A 19,011-nucleotide genomic window follows, 5' to 3' on the forward strand; every position below is an offset into this window, starting at 1 on the left:
CATGCAAGTTGTGATTACAATGGCGGGCCGCGGGTCGCGCTTTCGGCAGGTGGGCTATACTCAGCCGAAGCACGAAATTGTGGTACGGGGCCGCACGCTCTTTGAGTGGGCCATGGACTCGTTACGCGATTTTAAAAATGAAAAGTTTGTGTTCGTGGTCCGGCAAGGCGCCTATGACCGCGACCAGTTGAAACAGTTGATTGCCGCGGCAGAAATTGAGAACTACGAAATCGTCCCAATCGATGCCGTGACGTCGGGACAGGCGGCTACCGTGATGGCGGCCATGCCGGCCATGAATCCCCACGAGGGGGTGGCCATCTATAACATCGATACCTACGTGGAACCGGGTCACATCTTACGCGCGGATTTGGCAGCATGCGACGGTCATTTGACCACGTTTAAGGCGCCCGGCGATCATTGGTCGTTCGTCAAGCTTGACGATCAGGACCACGTGGTCGACGTGGTCGAGAAGCGACGAATCTCTGATTTAGCGTCGGTCGGGTTTTACTATTTCGACCGATTCGTGGATTTTGCGGGGCTGTATCACCACCACGCTGCGGACGTCCGCAGAGATTACGGGGAGACCTACGTGGCCCCGTTTTACCATTACTTCATTCAAGAACACCGGGGGACCATCACGGTCAAGACGATTCCGGCCGACGCCGTGCACGTCTTAGGGACGCCCGAAGAGTTGGCGGTCTTTCGAGATGAGGTCCCTGCGGAATAGGGCGACATGTAGGCACGGGGGTGATGGCTGGAAAAGCGACCGGGCCATTGTTTATGCACAATTCGAGATGAAATTGAAGTTGGATTAATGCAGGATCAGCGAAGAAATCCAATTCAACGTGAGTTTTGAGGAAGAGAGGTGAAGCGGTTGTGTCTTTGGCGCAAAAGTATGATTTAGAGCAGCACAAAATTTGTCAGAGTATCGGTGATGAACAAACGGTCGTGAATGCTGGATTAGGTAACGTGGCCACACTTTTAATTTTTTTGAGGCTAATGAGCAATCAAAGAATTTTACCGACAACCACCCTCACTGTAACAGCGGAATTATTAAAGCACGACCAGCGAACCTCTCTATTTTCAGTTAATGAACGGGTCAATGCGCGACAATTACTCAATTTGATGCTAACCACTTCGGAACCCATCGTGGCGCTAGCCATTTGTCAAATGGTTCGAGAACAGACCGCTAGAAAGATGAGTAGTTGGTACCGCTCGTTACCTGGCTACGAAAGTTTAAAGGGAGCCCTTGCCAACCAAACGGGACGGGTCCGGCAAACGGTTAAACAAACTTACAGTGGAAAAGACTTGATCACCCTGGGGATTTTGTTGAGTCACTTACCGTCAGAGAATTTGGATTTGCTACATCAGACGGACGTTGTCCAGCATGAAAAATATTTCTATGCTTCAACGATGTTAGTAAAAAAGGGACAATTGCTGGGAGGCTATTTTTGGGGCCAAAATGGTGAGTCCGCGATTGCGTTTGATCGGCGCTATCTGTATGTAGTTTTGGGGGCGACGAGTAGTTACGATCGGGAGGTCGTCTTGTCGCAGCTGGTGCACCAAAAGACCACGGCTTTACAAAATGGCGACTCGGACTATGCGACGCCCCAACTTGCGGTGAGGGCTAAGGAGCCAACCATAACAATTATTGGAGATGTTTACCCGGGAGAATTTTACACGGCGCGCCGGCAGAAAAGAAACCGGTGGGATCCCTTGGTTACGCAAGGATATAACTATACATTTGAAAAACTACAGTCATACTTGCAACAAACGGATTTGAATATTTTTAATATGGAATCGGCCTTAGTTGATGATTTAAAGGATTCTCGCCTGTGGCAATTAAAGAAATTTGTATTGGGCAGTCAGCCCCAACCCACATTGGCGGCATTTAAGCGGGCGAATTTAAACGTTGCGTTGATGGCGAACAATCATGGGGCGGATTATGAAGAATCCGGATTACGTGAGTCGGTTAAGTATTTGGATCAGGCCAAGATGACGCATATCGGGGTGGGACGAGATATCGACGAGGCGACCGTTCCCTTGCGGATTAAAACCGGCCAGGGCACGCTCACCGTGTTTAACGGATATTGGTATAACGACAGGAATTATCGGCAATTGAACGTGTACCCATTGATTGATAAATGGGGAGTAGCGCCCATCACGGGAGTCCTTCTGGCAAAAATAAAAAAGGAACGTCAGGATCACCCGCAGAACTTAATCGTTGTTTCGCCGCACTGGGGCGTAGACTTTAGAGATGTCACCACTAAACAACGGCGGTTGGCAAAACAGTTGGTGGCGGCGGGAGCAGACATGATTGTGGGACACGGTGCGCACGCCTTGCAGGGGATAGAGATGCTAGATGGCCATCCGGTGATCTATGGCTTAGGGGACGCATTTTTTAATAGTGATGGTGAGTTTGCCACCTATCCCACCGCGTTGCCATACGGTGGTCTTTTGGAGATTTGCTGGGGTAAGCCGACCGTCGGATGCACCCTGCGATTTATCCAGGCGAATAATCAGATGACTAAATTTCAACCCAATTGGGTGACAGCGGCAGATTTTGAACAAATTATCCAGGGACTTATTCAGAAAAAAAGTGATCTCTCGGAATGGAACATTAATCGAGAAGACAAAAGTCTCCAATTCAATCTTGGACGATAGCTAGGAGTTGTTAATGTGAGAACGGTATGGGCAGTGATTTGTGGAACGTTACGGGATCAGGTCGATTTTCGGTTGATGCTGGATTACCTTTTACGGTGTCGGGATCAAGGCATTATCCAAGGGGTTGTCTTAAGCACCTGGGAAGGTGAAGTGGCGACGGTACCGGGGCTCGCCCAACAGTTAGCCACTAATCAGGTGGCCGTGGTGACGTCTAAACCAATCGATCAAACGATTGGGGAGACGACCACGGGTTCCGTTAATTATTGGCGTCAAGCAACCCAAATTCAAGCAGCGCTGGATATGATTCCAGAAGATGCTATGGTACTAAAGACCAGAACTGATCGGGCGATGCCCACCACTCGGCGGCTAATTCAGATGCTGGACGAGCCCGAACCGTTACCTTACGTGGCGGCCGTGCAAAAGCAACGGGGACTCACCAGTTTGCCCCGCGAGTTTGACCGCCAAATCGCGATTTTCAAGGCCCGGACCGGGCGGCTGCTGCAATTCGCCGATTTCTCGTTTCTGGGGTACCGACAGGACGTGGCGAAATTGTTGAACTTTGATTTTGCGGCGCTGACCTTTAAACGAGGGCTAGTCGCCAATATTCAGTTCTTCATTTACCCGTTCATCCGAGACTATCCGGTCTTACGCGACTACTACCGGGTAATTAATTTTCAATTCTTGTTGGGTGATCTCGACACCTACACCCGCAACGGGGGTACCCAGTTTCCGCAGTTCTTTCACCGTCTGTACGCCGCCTACTTTGGCCTACTAGCGACGCATTTTCGTATCGGGAGTCTCCTCAGCCAAAAGCGGTTAGGGGAGATCAGTGGGCCCATCGAGTTTTCGGACCTTTTTCACTCGGGGCAGGTTCGCCACCTGGTCCACGACGAACTGGGCGTGACGTTGAATTCGCAAGCGGTCCTGGACACCTTCTTGGCGCAATCATTGCCGGATGATGCCGCACCCAAGTCACGGTGGTGGCGGAAAAAAACGCCCGCACCCGCGCAACCGGTGGTGACGGAGACCGCGACCAAGCGGCTCTTACACCTCTTACGGCAACCCAATGATCAGCTGGTTGGGAAGATGACGGCGACCGAATACCAAGAACTTCAGACCTTTGCGGCCAATCAAGACTTTTCGCCGCACCCCTGGTTACGCCAAATTACCCCGGAGCTTAAGGAACAGGCCGCTGATTACGTGGAATCCGTAGCTTACCGGTTGCCCGGTCTGACCACCGAACAGGAACGGGCGTTGTGGCGGGAGTGCGAGCAGAGCGGTAATGCCAGCCGGGTGTTGCTTAATTTCTGGTTTGCTCACGAGATAGCCCCGCAGGATAGTGCACCGTATCTCATGAGTAGCGCCCGGACGGATAACCGCTTTAGTGTGCTGATGGTCGCCCGGCTATTACGGGCGGGCAGGTTGTCGCCGGCGGATCAGGCCGAAGCGTTGCGCATCACTAATTTTTTCGGTAGCTTTCACGTGCGGCACCACCAGATGAACGCCGAAATTGCGGGGTACATCCTGGCACGTTACTTGTATTTTGTGGAGCAGGGCCAACCGGTCGAAAAAAGCACGGTGGTCCAAGCTAAGTACGTCTTTGAACGGTTCTTCCCGACCGGGTTTGCCGCCTTTGAACAGTTAGTCGGGCAACAACCGGCAGAACTTGTCGCCCTGTTTGATACCGAAATTGACCGGTTACGGGTGGCGAAGCAGGGCAACGCCCGCCAACGGGTCTTAGAAATGGTCTTAGAGGTTACCCATGATCCCAAGTACTGGACGCAGTTGGAAAAACGGTTAAAGGGTAAGTACCCACGCTACGAACAGGCTTACCGCTATTCGGTCGCTCAGGGACTGTTGGTACCAGCAACCGACACGTTGCCGTAAACGGATGAGACGGCACGCTCCCCGGAGCTAAGCGATTGATTAATTTGAGCTAGACGCGCAAGATGGGGACTATTCGAATTGAAAGTTGGTGTCCCCGTTGTTTCAAGATATTGCTCCACACCGTTTAGATAATCAATTTCACGGGCCCCGCACGCCGCGGCCTGACGACTTCGTGGTGGTCTACCACGACCAACACGTGCTGTTAGACCAAGCGCAAACGTTGCCGCGGTGGACCGCGGTCACCCAGACCTGGGCGGTAACGCCCGCCCAAGCTACGTACCTGTTGACGATCGACCAGACGGCTATCTTTTTGGTCACCGCCCCGGTACCGGTACGCTCCGGTCGCGGCGTTACGGCGGTTGACGCCCCAGTGGTTGGGCTTTGCCGCGGCGACGGCGGCTCAACTGGGCTGGTGGTACGCCACCCATCGGTTCTGCAGTCACTGTGGTCACGCGTACGTGCCAGACACCGTTGAACGGGCCTTGACTTGTCCGCAGTGTGGCCAGAAGATTTATCCCACGATTGCCCCGGCAATCATTGTGGCGGTCACGCACGGCGACCAGCTCCTGTTGACTAAGTTTTTGACCGGTTACGACAAATATACCCTGATTTCCGGGTACGCCGAGATCGGGGAGACCCTCGAAGAAACGGTTCGCCGGGAGGTTCACGAAGAGGTCGGACTGAGCGTGCACCACATTCGCTACCGGGGTAGTCAACCCTGGGCGGCCTCGCACGCGTTACTGGTGGGCTTTGTGGCGGAGTTGGACCAGAGTCTCCCCCTCACGTTAGAGACCGATGAATTGTCCCAGGCAAAGTGGTTCCGGCGCGACGAGTTGCCCCACGACGATACTACGTTGAGCTTGTCGTGGAGCATGATCGAAGCCTTCCGCCGGGGCGACCTGTAACGACAGACTCACAAGCAGCGAAAAGAGATGCCCTCCAGGCGAAAGTACCTGGGGGACATCTCTTTTAAAATGGGCTGATTTAATTAAAGGATTAGGCTGTTGGTGCCCAGAAAGAAGTTGACTTTGAGTGCGTCGGCGACTTGCGGGATATCCGTCGCGGCGACTTCGGCCGGCACCAGCGTCAACCCGGCACTGTCGGTCAGGCGCTTAGTGGCGGTCCAGTCGGCCAACCGGTCGGTGGGGTCCCCGGCGCTCAGGACCCTTTCAAAGCCCTGGGTGGCTAACCAGTCGATGGCGCCCCCGCGGTCTTGGGGCCGAATGGCGTCCCAGTCGGTACTAAAGGTCATGGTCATGCCGCCAGCCGCGGCCACTAGGGGCCGTAAGCCTTCGCGGTCGATGCGGCGGTTAGCGTCGAGGGCACCCAAAATTACGCCGTCGACGCCGAGCTGCTGGGCTTCGAGGAGGTCGGCCTCCATGATTTTAATTTCCACGTCGTCGTAGGGCGTGTTGCCGCCCCGCGGTGCAATCACCAGGTCGAGACTCATCCGGTGTTCGTGGGCGTACCGAACGGCCTCGCCCATGACGCCCTTGCTGACGGTGGTCCCGCCCACGGCGAGGTTGTCCGCCAGGGCGACGCGTTTGGCTCCGGCTTCTGCAGCGGCCAACAGGGGGCCGTAGTTTTCTAATAACGGTTCGATTAATCGCAAAACCGATCATCCTTTCTAAACTTGGGCGAATCAGCCGACACTTCCGGGGAATATGGTACAATGGATGCACTTATTTCACGGGGGTACCGGGAAGCTGTTCGACCAAAATACGATGCGTTAAATAGGTAAGTGTGGTTAAGATGCACTCACTATTTTACGCAGACTGAGGGCCGGAAGTAAAGGGATGCTCCTTAGTGACGATTGGAGCGCGAGAAAGTATATGAAAAAGATTGATCGGGCCGCGGCCTTTTTAGACCGGCATGCCGGCCTTTTCCGTTGTCCCGTGTGTCACGACCCGTACGACCACGTGGCCGAACATAGTTTAGTCTGTCCCCAGGGCCACAACGTTGACCTTTCCAAGAAGGGGATGCTGTACTTCATGCAGCGGGCCGTGGCCAGCGAATACGATGACGCGATGTTGGCCGCCCGGCGGCGGATGTTGCAGGCCGGCCTGTTTACCGGAATCACCGATGCTTTTGCGGCTCACCTGCCGGCAACGTCCCAAACGATTTTAGATGTTGGGTGTGGGGAAGGGACCCCGTTAGCCGCCGTGTTGGCGCACCGGAACGGCCAGGACACGGCCGTGGGATTTGACATCTCGAAGCCGGGGATCAACCTGGCGACCCAACTCGACACCAAGGCCTTTTTCTGCGTGGCCGATTTGGCGCAGATGCCGTTTACCGACCAGCAATTTACGGCGGTATTGGATCTGTTTTCGCCGTCGGCTTACAAGGAATTCAACCGGATCATCGCGCCGGGCGGGCAACTCTTGAAGGTGATTCCTAACGCTGATTACCTGATCGAACTGCGGCAGGCCATTTTCCCGGCCGGTAACGCCCATGCCCAGTACGACAACAGCAATGTTTTGGAACTTTTCAAACAACATTATCCGCAGGCCACCAGCGAACGAATTCGCTACCAGGTCCCGGTTGCCCCAGAACGGTTTGCCGATTTGATGTTGATGACGCCGATGCACTGGGGCGCCGATCAGGACCGACTCGACCAAGTTGCCGCGCAGCCGTTCCCCGCGATTACGGTCGACGTGACGTTATTATGTGCACAACCGAGCGAGGTAAACCGTTAAAAGAAATCTGGCGTGCCCCTTGAAGACCTGACAACGGCGTGTTATATTGAGCAGTGAGAAATCGTTTGGCGGTCGATATCAGCGGGTAACTGTTAGCGACTGACAAGTAGTACTTCACTAAGGTAGCTCCTCGCCGTGCCCACACCGAGGAGCTGCTTTTTTTGTGGGTCCGACCTTGTCAAAGGCCAGCGGAGTTGACTATAATAATGAAACAGAACGAATGTTTGAGAAGAGAACGGAGAAGAGAAACTATGACCAACCATATTGCGTTATTTGAACCGCTATTTCCTGCCAATACGGGCAACATCGCCCGGACCTGTGCCGGAACTGATACCGTTTTAGATTTAATCAAACCCCTGGGATTTTCGGTCGATGATGCGCACTTGAAACGCGCCGGCTTGGATTACTGGGATAAGGTGGATGTGCGTTACCACGACAACCTGCCCGCTTTTTTAGACTCGATTGCCGATCCGACCCAGCTATACTTGGTCTCGAAGTTTGCCGAACAGGATTACACGGAACCCGATTATTCGTTGAACGATAACGACCACTACTTCCTATTTGGGAAGGAAACGACCGGGTTACCGGAACCGTTCATGCGCCAACACGAAGAAAAGTGCATCCGGATTCCCCAAGATGACGGTCATATTCGGGCGTTAAACTTATCGAACAGTGCGGCCATTGTGATTTACGAAGTTTTGCGGCAACAGGCCTTTCCGAATCTGGAACGCATTCACCGTTACCCTCACGACAAATTAAAATAACGCTAAGTTTAGAGAGGAGACTGCAAGTTGGCGACGAAACGAAAAACAACCCGCCGCAAGACCACGCGGCGGCGGACGACTAAGCGGAAGAGTGCCCAACCTTTTCCGTACACCCGGAACGTGGTGGGCTTGGTCTTGTTGGTGCTAGCCGCGTTGGGACTCTTTCACCTTGGGTTGTTGGGCACACTTTGGGCCAATCTGATTCGTCTGGTGGTGGGGGAGACCTACCCATTTGGACTAGTAGTTCTGGGAGCTTTGGGTGTGACCCTAGCCGTGACGGGAACTTGGCCCCAACTGGCGCACCACTATTGGCTGGGCAGTGGCTTGATTTATGGTGGCTGGCTGCTTTGGGCGAGTGCCACGGCCTTTGCAGTGGCTAATCAGCATAGTGGGTTCCTCAATACGGTTTGGCATAGTGGCTTGGCCGACCTAGTTTCTGGTGGCCGGACTACCGACTTAGGGGGCGGCCTGGTGGGGGCGCTGGCGCTCACCGTGATTGCTTGGTTGATTGCCCTGCTCGGCGCACAAATCGCTGCCTGGCTAGTGATGGCTGGGGGCGTTTTGGTCTTCTTTCAGATTCCCTTAACCGATGTGCAACACGCTTTACAACGAATTGGTCAGTGGTTAGGGCGGGGACTGGGCAGCTTGACGCAAGCCGTACAACGTGGGCGAGCGGCAATCCAAGCTCGACACCAGGATGTTCAGGATACGGGCTCAACGGCTGATAAGGACCTACCGGATCCACGAAGTACCGTCACGTCACAAGCACCGACGCCACCCGAACAGCCGACTCAGCCGGCAACGCCAGCCCAGCCGAGCTATCACGTGACCGTTGCGGCTAACGAAACGCCGCGACCACAGCCGACCCCAGAGAATGCGGAAGCTGACACCGCAACGGCCGATTCATTAGTGGGAAATACCGAGGTTGATCCGAACTATCAATTGCCGACACCGGACTTGTTGAAACAGGTACCGCCGGCTGATCAGACCGCTGAGGTCAACGCCATCGATGCTAACACCAAAATTTTGAAGCAAACGTTAGACAGCTTCGGGGTGGACGCCGAGGTGAAAAACGTCAGTTTAGGTCCCTCGGTAACCGAGTACGAACTGCATCCCGCTATTGGGGTCAAGGTGTCCCGGATTGTTAACTTGGCCGACGACCTAGCCTTGGCTTTGGCGGCTAAGGGAATCCGCATTCAAGCGCCAATCCCGGGGAAATCCCTGATTGGGATTGAGGTGCCGAATAAAGAAGTGTCCACCGTAGCCTTTCGTGACGTGGTCGAAGCCCAACCGCCACACCCGGGACATCCCTTAGAGGTACCCTTGGGTCGTAACGTCACGGGACAAGTGGTCACCATGGATCTGACCAAGATGCCCCATCTGCTGATTGCCGGAGCAACGGGAAGTGGGAAGTCCGTGGCCATTAATGGGATTATTACCAGTATCTTGATGAACGCCCGGCCTGACCAGGTAAAGATGATGCTAATCGATCCTAAAAAGGTGGAACTAAGCGTTTATAACGGGATTCCCCACCTGTTGACCCCGGTCGTGTCCGAGCCCAAGAAGGCCGCTCGCGCGTTACATAAAGTGGTGGCCGAGATGGAACGACGCTACGAGTTGTTCTCGCAGTTCGGGCAGCGTAAAATCTCGGGGTATAACGCCTTCGTGAAGAAGGCTAACGCCGAAGACAATCAGGCGCGGCCGACCTTACCGTACATCGTGGTTATCGTCGACGAATTAGCCGATTTGATGATGACGGTGTCCAGCGAAGTAGAAGACGCTATTATCCGTTTAGCGCAAATGGGACGGGCCGCCGGTGTTCACATGATTTTGGCCACCCAGCGACCTTCCGTGGATGTCATCACCGGGTTGATCAAGGCCAACGTGCCGTCCCGGATTGCCTTTGCGGTATCCAGTGGGATCGATTCGCGGACCATTCTGGATGCCAATGGGGCCGAAAAACTGCTGGGGCGGGGGGATATGCTCTACCAACCGGTGGATGCTAATTCACCCGTCCGGGTCCAGGGCGCGTTTATTCCCGATGAAGATGTTAGCAACGTGGTCGACTTCATTAAGCAGCAACAAACGGCCGATTACGATGAAGATATGATGGTGACCGACGAAGAAATGCAGCAAAGTGAGCAGGGAGACAGTGATGACGACCTGTTCGATGACGCATTAGCCTTTGTAGTGGACCAACAAAAGGCTAGCACCTCGTTACTGCAGCGCCGGTTCCGAATTGGTTATAATCGGGCCGCCCGGATCATTGACGATCTAGAACAACGGGGCTACATTGGTCCGCAAGAGGGCAGTAAGCCCCGCCAGGTCTATAAACAACCGGAGCCGTCGGCGGATTCGACGACTCCGCCGCAATCGTAGGTTGGTTTAGTGACCTACCTAACTGCAACACAAAAATGACGCCCCACCAGTATGTTTGTGGTGGGGCGTCATTTTTAGATTTAGTCAAAGTTAGCCGTGATTAGGAAGTCATGATTGAGGAAATGGCCCCAAAGATCAGTGAGCCTAAAGTTGCGATAATCATAATCCAGACGAAAACGTTCGTGATTTTTTGAAACGTTGATTTCTTTTTCTTTTCCATATTAGCTTAAGCCACCTCTTTACGTGCGTTGCTACCCAAATAGTGTACCGTGGGTGCGGCGGAATTGCAACCGTTGGCCGCATTTCTGTGGGGGAAAGACGGCGACAAATCGAATTGCAAGTTAATCACGAAATCTCTATAATAAAACGGAAGTTAAGCATGGGGGGATCGACATGGAATTTTGGGCATCACCCGCGGGGCAGCTGGTGATCTTACTGTTGGGGTGGCTGGTGATTTCCACTGTCCGCCGGCTGTTTCGGCGCCATTGGCCCGCGGCATTATTTACCTGGGATTTGATGACGCCGTTATTAATTATCTGTAGTATCGTTCTCGTCCCTAGTGGCGCGGGCGACCTCTTACCCTGGCTAGTCATGGGGTGGATGCTGATTGGAATTGGGGTGGCTTTGGCTCAGGCAATCCATAATCATGAGCTATTGTATCCGCAATTTATGAAGACATTTTGGCGCCTATCGGATCTGTATTGGCTATTAGGGTTTGTGAGTTGTTTCCTACTTACAATTAGTTAGAATAATGCATAAATATGAATTCAATTGATTATTGACCCATTTTGACGGTGGGTCAAAAAGCGGTTTCAGCCACGGTGAACAGGTGTTCGCCGTGGCTTTTTTGGTGTTGGTGGGGAAATTTATAAAAATTCGGAAACGTTGTGGTAGAAAGTGGGGGGGTGTGGTAAACTTGGAAATAGTTACAAGTAGGGGGTAATGGCTATGTTCATGGGCGAATTTGAGCATTCAATTGACGCCAAGGGCCGGCTGATTATTCCCGCTAAGTTTCGTGAGCAATTGGGCGAGCATTTTGTGGTGACCCGGGGCATGGATGGGTGTTTATTCGGTTACCCCATGTCGGAATGGGCAACGTTACAAAATAAGCTCAAAACTTTACCAGTGAACCGGAAAGATGCCCGGGCCTTTGTGCGTTTTTTCTATTCAGCGGCCACGGAATGTGACCTGGATAAACAGGGCCGCATCAATCTACCCCAGACATTACGCACGCACGCCGACCTGGAGAAGGCGTGCGTCATCGTGGGGGTAGCCAACCGGTTTGAAATTTGGAGTGCTGAGCGTTGGGCGGCTTTTTCCGCCACAGCCGAAGCCAACTTTGACGATATTGCAGAAAATCTAATTGACTTTGATCTTTAAAAGATCTTGGCGAAAGGAGCGTGCCCATTGGAAGACTTTCATCATGTTACGGTACTTTTAAATGAAGCGGTGGCCGGGTTGGCCATTCAACCAACCGGCACCTATGTGGATTGCACGCTGGGTGGCGGTGGCCACAGTCAACATATTCTCGAACAGTTGACAACCGGCCACTTGTACGCTTTTGATCAAGACCAAACCGCCATCGACTATAATCAAGAACACTTGGCGGTGGCACTAGCTGCCGGTAAGGTGACGTTTATCAAGAGCAACTTCCGGGATATTCAAGCCCAGTTGGCCGCACGAGGGGTCACTCAGGTTGACGGTATCTTGTATGATTTAGGCGTTTCTTCACCGCAGTTCGATGAGGCTGATCGGGGATTTAGTTACCAACACGATGCCCCCCTCGACATGCGGATGGACCAATCCGCGCCGTTGACGGCTTGGACGGTGGTCAATGAATGGTCGTTTAACGATTTGATGCGCATTTTCCACCGGTACGGCGAAGAAAAGTTTGCCAAACCCATCGCGCGCGCCATCGAACGCCATCGCGCCACCGCACCCATCGACACCACGGGACAGTTGGTTGACATCATTAAGGAGGGGATCCCCGCGGCGGCTCGGCGCCACGGGGGGCATCCCGCCAAGAAGGTTTTCCAAGCAATTCGAATCGCCGTGAACGACGAATTAGGAGCGTTGGAAGCCTCGCTGGAGCAAGCCATCACGTTATTGGCGCCCCACGGACGAATCAGTGTGATTACCTTCCAGTCCTTGGAGGACCGGCTGGTGAAGACCATGTTTCGTGAAAAATCATCGTTACCCGATCTGCCACACGGGTTGCCGGTGATTCCAGAAAATATGCAACCGGATTATCGCTTGGTTAATCGGAAACCAATTCTGCCTTCAGCGGCGGAATTGGCCGCCAATCACCGAGCTCATAGTGCTAAATTACGCATCTTAGAAAAGCTTTAATAAGCCCCCTGATGAGAACTTAATTATTCGACATAGGAAGATGATTATTTATGGCGCAAAATAGCTTAGCAGAAGCCGTTCCGTTAACAACGGAACCGCAACGACGCCCAAACATAGAACACCCACAACCGCGGGTTCGTCCCCAGGGCCAACCCCAAGGACAACCGCAACGACAAAAATTACCCGTTTCCAAATTTGAGAAATGTCTGGTCACGGCCTGTGGTTTAGTGTTGGCTGTATTGATGGTTTGTGTCGTCTCCGCCAAAATCGCAATGAGTAATGCTCAACATGATTTACAAACAATTAATCAGACCACGGCCACTTATCAAAACCGTAATACCAACGCGCAACAAGAGATTAACGAGTTGCAGAGTCGGAGTCGGTTGGATAAGGTTGCGCAGAAGCAAGGACTGAGTTTGGAAAATGCGCGAATAAGGACTGTTAATAAATAATGAATGATTCCCCAAAGCATCCCATGAAGAATACGAACGCGCGCAGAAACCGGAAGATCGTTGGCCAGTTTCTGTTTTTCCTTTTCATCGGCGTTTTTATCCTCATTGCGGTGCGTTTTTCTTACATTTCGATTGGTAAGAAGGTTCAAAACGTGAATTTAAGCGCGGCGGCCCAGAAATTGTATACGGCAAACGAAACGTTGAAGGCCAAGCGCGGGACCATCTATGACGCCAATGATCAACCCATTGCTGAAGATACCAGCGTGTACTCACTCTACGTGGTATTAGACAAGCGGCAAGTTGGGTTGAATAATCAGAAATTGTATGCCACAAATAAGCCTAAAATTGCTAAGGTCCTAGCGAAGTACCTACCAATTAGTGAAAAGAAGGCCCTGAGCATCCTGAATCCCAGCAAGGGAACACCCTTTCAAGTGGAATTTGGGACGGCGGGGCAGAACATTTCGCTGGCGACCAAGCAAAAAATCCAAAGTTATCATTTAAGTGGCATTAACTTTGTCCAACAGGAATCGCGACTCTACCCGAACGGGGTCTTCGCTTCTCACCTGATTGGGCTAGCTCAGGCCACCACCAAGGACAATCAGACCACTTTAACCGGGAGCATGGGAATCGAGCAAGCCTTTAACAAGGAACTGACGGGGAAGGACGGTTCCCAGAAGATCAAGAAGGATATGTACGGTTACCAGCTACCAGGTACTAAGCAGAAGTATAAGAAGGCCCAAAATGGGGACAACGTGTACACCACGCTGGATACCAGATTGCAGACGCTGCTAGAAACTGAGATGAGTAGCGTGCAGAGTCAGGTCAAGGCCAACTCGATGAACGCCGTGTTGATGAACGCCAAGACGGGGGCCATTCTGGCGGCCACCCAGCGACCGACGTTTAACGCGACGACTAAGGCGGGGTTGGGTCAGGTTTGGCGCAATACCCTAGTCCAGGACGCTTACGAGCCCGGGTCTACCATGAAGATCTTCACCCTGGCGTCTTCCATCAATAGCGGTAACTACAACGGTAACGCCACTTACCAATCCGGGAGATACATGATTGGTAATCAGATTGTGCCCGATTGGAACACCTCCGGGTGGGGGACCATCACCTATGACAAGGGGTTTGCGGTTTCCAGTAACGTGGCGATGGCGCACCTGGAACAACAGATGGGCGCTAAAACCTGGAAGAAGTATATCAATCGCTTCCACTTCCTGAAGAGTACCAACTCCGGATTACCCGGGGAGCTGAGCGGTAGCATTGCCTTCACTCGGCCCATCGAGCAGGCGGATACTTCGTTTGGCCAGGGGATTCAAGTCACCGTCTTTCAGATGTTGCAAGCCTTAACGGCGGTCAGCAATGACGGAACAATGATGAAGCCGTACGTGATCAGTAAGGTGGTCAACCCGAACACCAACAAGACGGTCAAGGCTTACTCACCAACTAAGGTGGGGACGCCGATTACCGCCAAGACCGCTAAGGCCGTGCGTAAGCACATGGAAGACGTGGTGTACAAGAGTTACGGTATCGGTAGCGATTATAAGATGAGCGGTTATAAGGTTGCCGTTAAGACGGGGACGGCCCAGGTCAGCAATGGTAAGTCCGGCTACCTGTCGGGCGATGACAATTACCTTTATTCCGTGGCGGCCATGGTTCCCGCAAGTCACCCTAAGTACGTGATGTATATCACCATGAAACAGCCCCGGTTGAGTGGCAAAACCGCCACGCAGTTGCTAGCGTCGATCATGAAGCCCGTCATGGCGCGAGCGTTACAGGAAGATAGCACGACCACCACGAAGACCGTGAAGATGCCGACGGTTACGGGGAAGTCCACCACCACTGCCACGAATCAGTTGAGCAAGTTGGGGATGACCGTGACGACGTTAGGGAACGGCACGAAGGTTCAAAAACAATCGGTCAGTGCGGGAACGGCGCTGTACCAAGACCAGCGAGTCTTTCTCACCACCGGCGGCACCGTCAGCTTACCAAGTTTGACGGGATGGTCGAAGGGTGATGTGGTAAAATTAGCACAGTTGGTGGGCATTAAGCTGACCGTCAACGGGGATGGTTACGTGACCAAGCAGAGTTTAAAGGCGGGCACGACCGTTTCAACGGGGTCGGCATTGACTATCACTTTGAAACAAAATAAATGAGAATAAGGATTGAGTAGAGAACATGATAACTGCACTTGTGCCCTTTCTTGGGGGCTTAATAATTACGGTGGCGTTTATGCCAGCACTAATTCGATACTTTCGCGCGCGGCATGAAGGACAAATGATTCGGGAAGAGGGTCCGACTTGGCACGAGAAAAAGTCGGGAACCCCCACCATGGGTGGCTTACTCTTCATCATTGCCATCATTGTGATGACGTTGGCGACTAGTTGGACGTTGGCGCCGCATCACGTATTGTCCACCACTTGGATTTTATTGTTCATTCTGGTGCTCTATGGTTTCTTGGGCGCGTGGGATGACAGTATTAAGCTCTTTCACCGGCAAAATGAGGGATTAAAGGCCTGGCAGAAGTTGTTGGGGCAAATCGTAGGGGCACTCCTGCTCTTCTGGGTGTACGCTCACGAACAGTTACCCATGTCGTTAGCCATTCCCGGTCTGGGTGAATGGCACATGGGGTGGTTGTATGCCATCTTTGCCATTATCTGGTTGGTTGGGTTCTCCAATGCGGTGAACTTGTCTGACGGGTTAGATGGCCTGGTCAGTGGCCTCGCCAGCATTTCTTTTGCGGCCTACGGGGTCGTGGCTTGGCAACAGCATCAAGTAAATATTAGTATCTTTTGTTTTGCCGTAGTCGGCAGTCTGTTAGGCTTCTTGATCTTTAATCACAAACCGGCCAAGATTTTTATGGGGGATACCGGATCGTTAGCGTTAGGGGGCGCCTTAGCCGCCGTATCGATCCTGTTGCACCATGAATTATCCCTACTGTGGATTGGCCTGGTTTACGTGATTGAGACGGCCAGTGTTATTTTGCAAGTGGCCTCGTTTAAGTTGACGGGGAAGCGGATCTTCTTAATGAGTCCGATTCACCATCACTTTGAAATGTTAGGCTGGAGTGAGTGGAAGATTGACTTCACCTTCTGGGGTGTGGGCTTATTGACGGCCTTGACGGGTGTCTGGGCCATCCTTGCAAAGTAAAACCAAATTCCGGCTAATGGGCTAACTGGGCTCGTTAGGGTCAAGTTAGCCCATTTTTTGAATTGAGTACGTTAAACTTTAGGGGCAGCGACTAGTTTGGTGCCTCGGGGCAACGTTTGACTTGTCTGACATTTTGGGGGCAGGTTTACCGTAGAAATCCCCTTTTAAACTATTTGGAACGGAGAGCGAGCAGTTATGAAACAAATCACGACGTATGCCAACCAACGGGTGTTAGTGTTAGGGCTGGCCAAGAGTGGCTTTAACGCCGCTAAATTGTTGAAGCGGCTAGGCGCACAGGTCACGGTCAGTGACGTACAACCCCTAGCCCAAAATACGGAAGCCCAAGAATTACAGCAGGCGGGCTTTACCGTGGTAACTGGGGAACAAAAACCAGAACTTTTGGATGCCGGTTATGATCTGATGGTGAAGAATCCGGGCATTCCGTACGATGTGCCGATTGTGAAGCGCGCATTAGCTCTGAAGTTACCAATCATCACCGAGATGGAACTTGCTAGCGAGGTCGCTGAAGCCGAACTGGTCGCCGTAACTGGGAGTAATGGTAAAACCACCACGACGACCATGATCCAAAAGATGCTGGATCATGACCGCACGGCTGGCCACGCGGTCTACGCCGGTAACATTGGAATTCCGGCTAGCCAGGTCGCCCAACAAGTCACGGCGAGCGACACCTTGGTCTTAGAAGTCTCCAGCTTCATGTTGGTCGGGACCACCACGTTCCATCCCCACATCGCGGTGTTGACCAATATCTTCTCTAATCACCTGGATTACCATAAGACGCGGGCCAATTACGTGGCCGCTAAAATGAAAATCACAGCCAATCAAACGGCCAGTGACTACTTCGTGGTAAATTTTGATAACCCAGAATGGCGGGAACTGAGTACCCATTCTAAGGCGCAAGTCGTCCCCTTCTCCCGGCAAAATGTGACTCAAGATGGGGCTTACGAAGACCACGGAACGCTGTACTTCCGTGGAGAGGCTATCATGCCTGCTGATGAGGTCAAGGTACCTGGTGATCACAATATCGAAAACGCGCTGGCGGCGATTGCGGTGGCCAAGATTAAAGGCGTCAGCACCGGATCCATCGTGGCCGTGTTACGGGCCTTTGGGGGCGTGCGTCACCGGACTCAGTTCGTGTTAGAAGCCGATGGTCGGCAGTACTACAACGATTCTAAGGCCACCGACATGGAAGCGACGGAGATGGCACTGAAGGGCTTTAAGGCGCCCGTCATTCTGTTGGCTGGGGGACTAGACCGGGGCTACACCTTTGAAAAGATGATTCCCGCGTTTAAGGATCACGTTAAAGCGATTGTCTTGTTCGGCGAAACGGCGAACCTCTTAGCTGAAACCGCCAAACAAGCGGGGATTAAGACCATCAAGATGACCGAAAATCCCGAAACCGGGGTGCCCGTGGCTTATGAACTGAGTGCGCCGGGCGACATCATCCTTTTATCGCCGGCCAACGCCAGCTGGGATCAGTACCCGAACTTCGAGGTACGGGGCGATAAGTTTATCAAAGCCGTGGAAAAGTTAACCGGTAAACAGGAGGAAGTTTAAATGCGATTAATGGTATCGGGCGGCGGTACCGGGGGCCACATCTATCCGGCCCTGGCACTGATCAAAGCCCTCAAAAAACGGGACCCCAACGCTGAGGTTCTGTACGTTGGCTCGGAACGGGGATTAGAAAGTTCGATCGTTCCGGCGAAGGGAATTGCCTTTAAAGCGACCCGTATTCAGGGGTTCAAGCGATCCTTGTCGTTAGAAAATTTCAAAACGGTTTATCTATTCTTGAAGAGTGTCCACAGTGCGAAGAAGATGATTCGGGAATTTAAACCCGATGTTGTCGTGGGGACCGGGGGGTACGTTTCCGGTGCCGTCGTCTTTGCGGCTAGTCGCTTGCACGTGCCCACGATGATCCATGAACAAAACAGCGTGGTGGGCATCACCAACAAGTTTTTGAGTCGTTACGTTAATAAGATTGCCTACGTCTTCGATGCGGCGGTCGATCAATTACCCGCCAACAAGATGGTGAAAACCGGTAATCCCCGAGCCCAGGAAGCCGCCGAAGTGGTTAGCCACTTCAGCTGGTCGGAATATGGGCTGCAGGACGATGTGCCAACGCTGTTAATTTTCGGGGGCTCGCAAGGGGCGTTGAAAATCAACGCGGCCACGGTGGCGGCATTGCCACAATTTAACCAGCGCCAATACCAAGTGGTCTTTGTGACTGGCCAGAAGCGCTATGACGGCGTAATGGATCAGCTTAAGGGGGTCACGGTGGCGCCTAACGTGGTGGTCAAGCCTTACATTCCGAATATGCCGGAAGTGTTGCCGAAGGTGGCCGCCATTGTCGGTCGCGCGGGGGCCACTAGTTTGGCCGAAATTACGGCCGATGGCATTCCATCAATTCTGATCCCTAGTCCCTATGTGACGGCCGATCATCAGACTAAAAACGCCCAGTCGCTGGCAAGCGTAGGCGCTGCTGAAATTATTAAAGAGGCCGATTTGACCGGCAATACGCTGGTCGCCAAGGCTGATCAATTAATGAACGATGGCCACTTACGCCACGATATGGCGGTGGCTTCTAAGCATCTGGGGGTTCCGGATGCGGCCGACCGGGTCCTAGACGTGGTCATGTCCTTAAAGCGGAAGTAA

General features: G+C 52.8%; 18 protein-coding genes. 16 read left to right on the top strand and 2 right to left on the bottom strand.

The window, feature by feature from the left end; genetic code table 11:
• Nucleotide 1 precedes the first annotated feature (1 nt).
• The 5 genes from RI501_RS05955 (at nt 2) to nudC (ending at nt 5,456) form a co-directional block, all read left to right on the top strand.
• Nucleotides 2-727 carry an NTP transferase domain-containing protein gene (locus RI501_RS05955; protein WP_313820791.1) on the top strand — a complete coding sequence of 242 codons (726 nt, stop codon included), beginning with the start codon at nt 2-4 and terminating at the stop codon, nt 725-727.
• A 155-nt stretch (nt 728-882) separates the two neighbouring features.
• Nucleotides 883-2,664 (top strand): CapA family protein, encoded by a 1,782-nt coding sequence (locus tag RI501_RS05960; RefSeq protein WP_313820793.1) that lies wholly within the window; start codon nt 883-885, stop codon nt 2,662-2,664.
• Nucleotides 2,665-2,679: 15 nt separating this feature from the next.
• A complete protein-coding gene (locus RI501_RS05965; protein ID WP_313820795.1) occupies nt 2,680-4,551 on the top strand; it encodes a protein kinase family protein in 1,872 nt (623 codons plus the stop codon).
• Between the two features lie 97 nt (nt 4,552-4,648).
• Complete coding sequence (locus RI501_RS05970) at nt 4,649-5,026, top strand: hypothetical protein (protein WP_313820797.1); 378 nt, start codon at nt 4,649-4,651, stop codon at nt 5,024-5,026.
• Complete coding sequence (gene nudC / locus RI501_RS05975; protein WP_313823162.1) at nt 4,926-5,456, top strand: NAD(+) diphosphatase; 531 nt, start codon at nt 4,926-4,928, stop codon at nt 5,454-5,456. Before RI501_RS05970 ends, nudC begins: the two co-directional genes overlap by 101 nt.
• Before the next feature lie 83 nt (nt 5,457-5,539).
• On the opposite strand, the gene RI501_RS05980 is transcribed toward nudC, so the two are convergent.
• Nucleotides 5,540-6,163, bottom strand: a complete 624-nt coding sequence (locus RI501_RS05980; protein WP_313820798.1) for a copper homeostasis protein CutC — start codon at nt 6,161-6,163, stop codon at nt 5,540-5,542.
• A 220-nt stretch (nt 6,164-6,383) separates the two neighbouring features.
• On the opposite strand from RI501_RS05980, the gene RI501_RS05985 reads away from it, so the two are divergent.
• From RI501_RS05985 to RI501_RS05995, 3 genes are all read left to right on the top strand, one after another.
• Nucleotides 6,384-7,247, top strand: a complete 864-nt coding sequence (locus RI501_RS05985) for a methyltransferase domain-containing protein (RefSeq protein WP_313820800.1) — start codon at nt 6,384-6,386, stop codon at nt 7,245-7,247.
• A 251-nt stretch (nt 7,248-7,498) separates the two neighbouring features.
• Nucleotides 7,499-8,011 carry a tRNA (cytidine(34)-2'-O)-methyltransferase gene (locus RI501_RS05990; RefSeq protein ID WP_313820802.1) on the top strand — a complete coding sequence of 171 codons (513 nt, stop codon included), beginning with the start codon at nt 7,499-7,501 and terminating at the stop codon, nt 8,009-8,011.
• A gap of 27 nt (nt 8,012-8,038) precedes the next feature.
• Nucleotides 8,039-10,390: a DNA translocase FtsK gene (locus tag RI501_RS05995; protein WP_313820804.1), complete on the top strand. Its 2,352-nt coding sequence runs from the start codon at nt 8,039-8,041 to the stop codon at nt 10,388-10,390.
• A gap of 100 nt (nt 10,391-10,490) precedes the next feature.
• Here RI501_RS05995 and RI501_RS06000 read toward each other — a convergent pair whose 3' ends face one another.
• On the bottom strand, nt 10,491-10,610 hold the full coding sequence (locus RI501_RS06000; protein ID WP_083484143.1) for a DUF4044 domain-containing protein: 120 nt from the start codon (nt 10,608-10,610) through the stop codon (nt 10,491-10,493).
• A gap of 173 nt (nt 10,611-10,783) precedes the next feature.
• Between RI501_RS06000 and RI501_RS06005 the strand changes: the two genes are divergently transcribed.
• The 8 genes from RI501_RS06005 to murG all read left to right on the top strand — a co-directional run bounded on the left by RI501_RS06005 (nt 10,784) and on the right by murG (nt 19,011).
• The gene (locus RI501_RS06005; RefSeq protein WP_313820806.1) at nt 10,784-11,137 is read left to right on the top strand and encodes a DUF3397 family protein; all 354 of its coding nucleotides are present in this window, start codon (nt 10,784-10,786) and stop codon (nt 11,135-11,137) included.
• A gap of 201 nt (nt 11,138-11,338) precedes the next feature.
• Nucleotides 11,339-11,770: a division/cell wall cluster transcriptional repressor MraZ gene (gene mraZ / locus RI501_RS06010; RefSeq protein ID WP_313820808.1), complete on the top strand. Its 432-nt coding sequence runs from the start codon at nt 11,339-11,341 to the stop codon at nt 11,768-11,770.
• Nucleotides 11,771-11,797: 27 nt separating this feature from the next.
• Entirely contained in the window at nt 11,798-12,739 is a 942-nt protein-coding gene (rsmH, locus tag RI501_RS06015; RefSeq protein WP_313820810.1) for a 16S rRNA (cytosine(1402)-N(4))-methyltransferase RsmH, read from the top strand.
• Between the two features lie 50 nt (nt 12,740-12,789).
• Nucleotides 12,790-13,191 carry a cell division protein FtsL gene (gene ftsL, locus RI501_RS06020; RefSeq protein ID WP_313820812.1) on the top strand — a complete coding sequence of 134 codons (402 nt, stop codon included), beginning with the start codon at nt 12,790-12,792 and terminating at the stop codon, nt 13,189-13,191.
• Nucleotides 13,191-15,347: a penicillin-binding transpeptidase domain-containing protein gene (locus RI501_RS06025; protein ID WP_313820814.1), complete on the top strand. Its 2,157-nt coding sequence runs from the start codon at nt 13,191-13,193 to the stop codon at nt 15,345-15,347. The genes ftsL and RI501_RS06025 overlap by 1 nt, the downstream gene beginning before the upstream one ends.
• Before the next feature lie 22 nt (nt 15,348-15,369).
• Nucleotides 15,370-16,341, top strand: coding sequence for a phospho-N-acetylmuramoyl-pentapeptide-transferase (gene mraY / locus RI501_RS06030; RefSeq protein ID WP_313820816.1), 972 nt, complete (start codon nt 15,370-15,372; stop codon nt 16,339-16,341).
• 195 nt (nt 16,342-16,536) lie between these two features.
• Complete coding sequence (gene murD / locus RI501_RS06035; RefSeq protein ID WP_313820818.1) at nt 16,537-17,916, top strand: UDP-N-acetylmuramoyl-L-alanine--D-glutamate ligase; 1,380 nt, start codon at nt 16,537-16,539, stop codon at nt 17,914-17,916.
• On the top strand, nt 17,917-19,011 hold the full coding sequence (murG, locus tag RI501_RS06040) for an undecaprenyldiphospho-muramoylpentapeptide beta-N-acetylglucosaminyltransferase (protein ID WP_313820819.1): 1,095 nt from the start codon (nt 17,917-17,919) through the stop codon (nt 19,009-19,011).

Source organism: Levilactobacillus zymae (assembly GCF_032190635.1).
Classification (GTDB): domain Bacteria; phylum Bacillota; class Bacilli; order Lactobacillales; family Lactobacillaceae; genus Levilactobacillus; species Levilactobacillus zymae_A.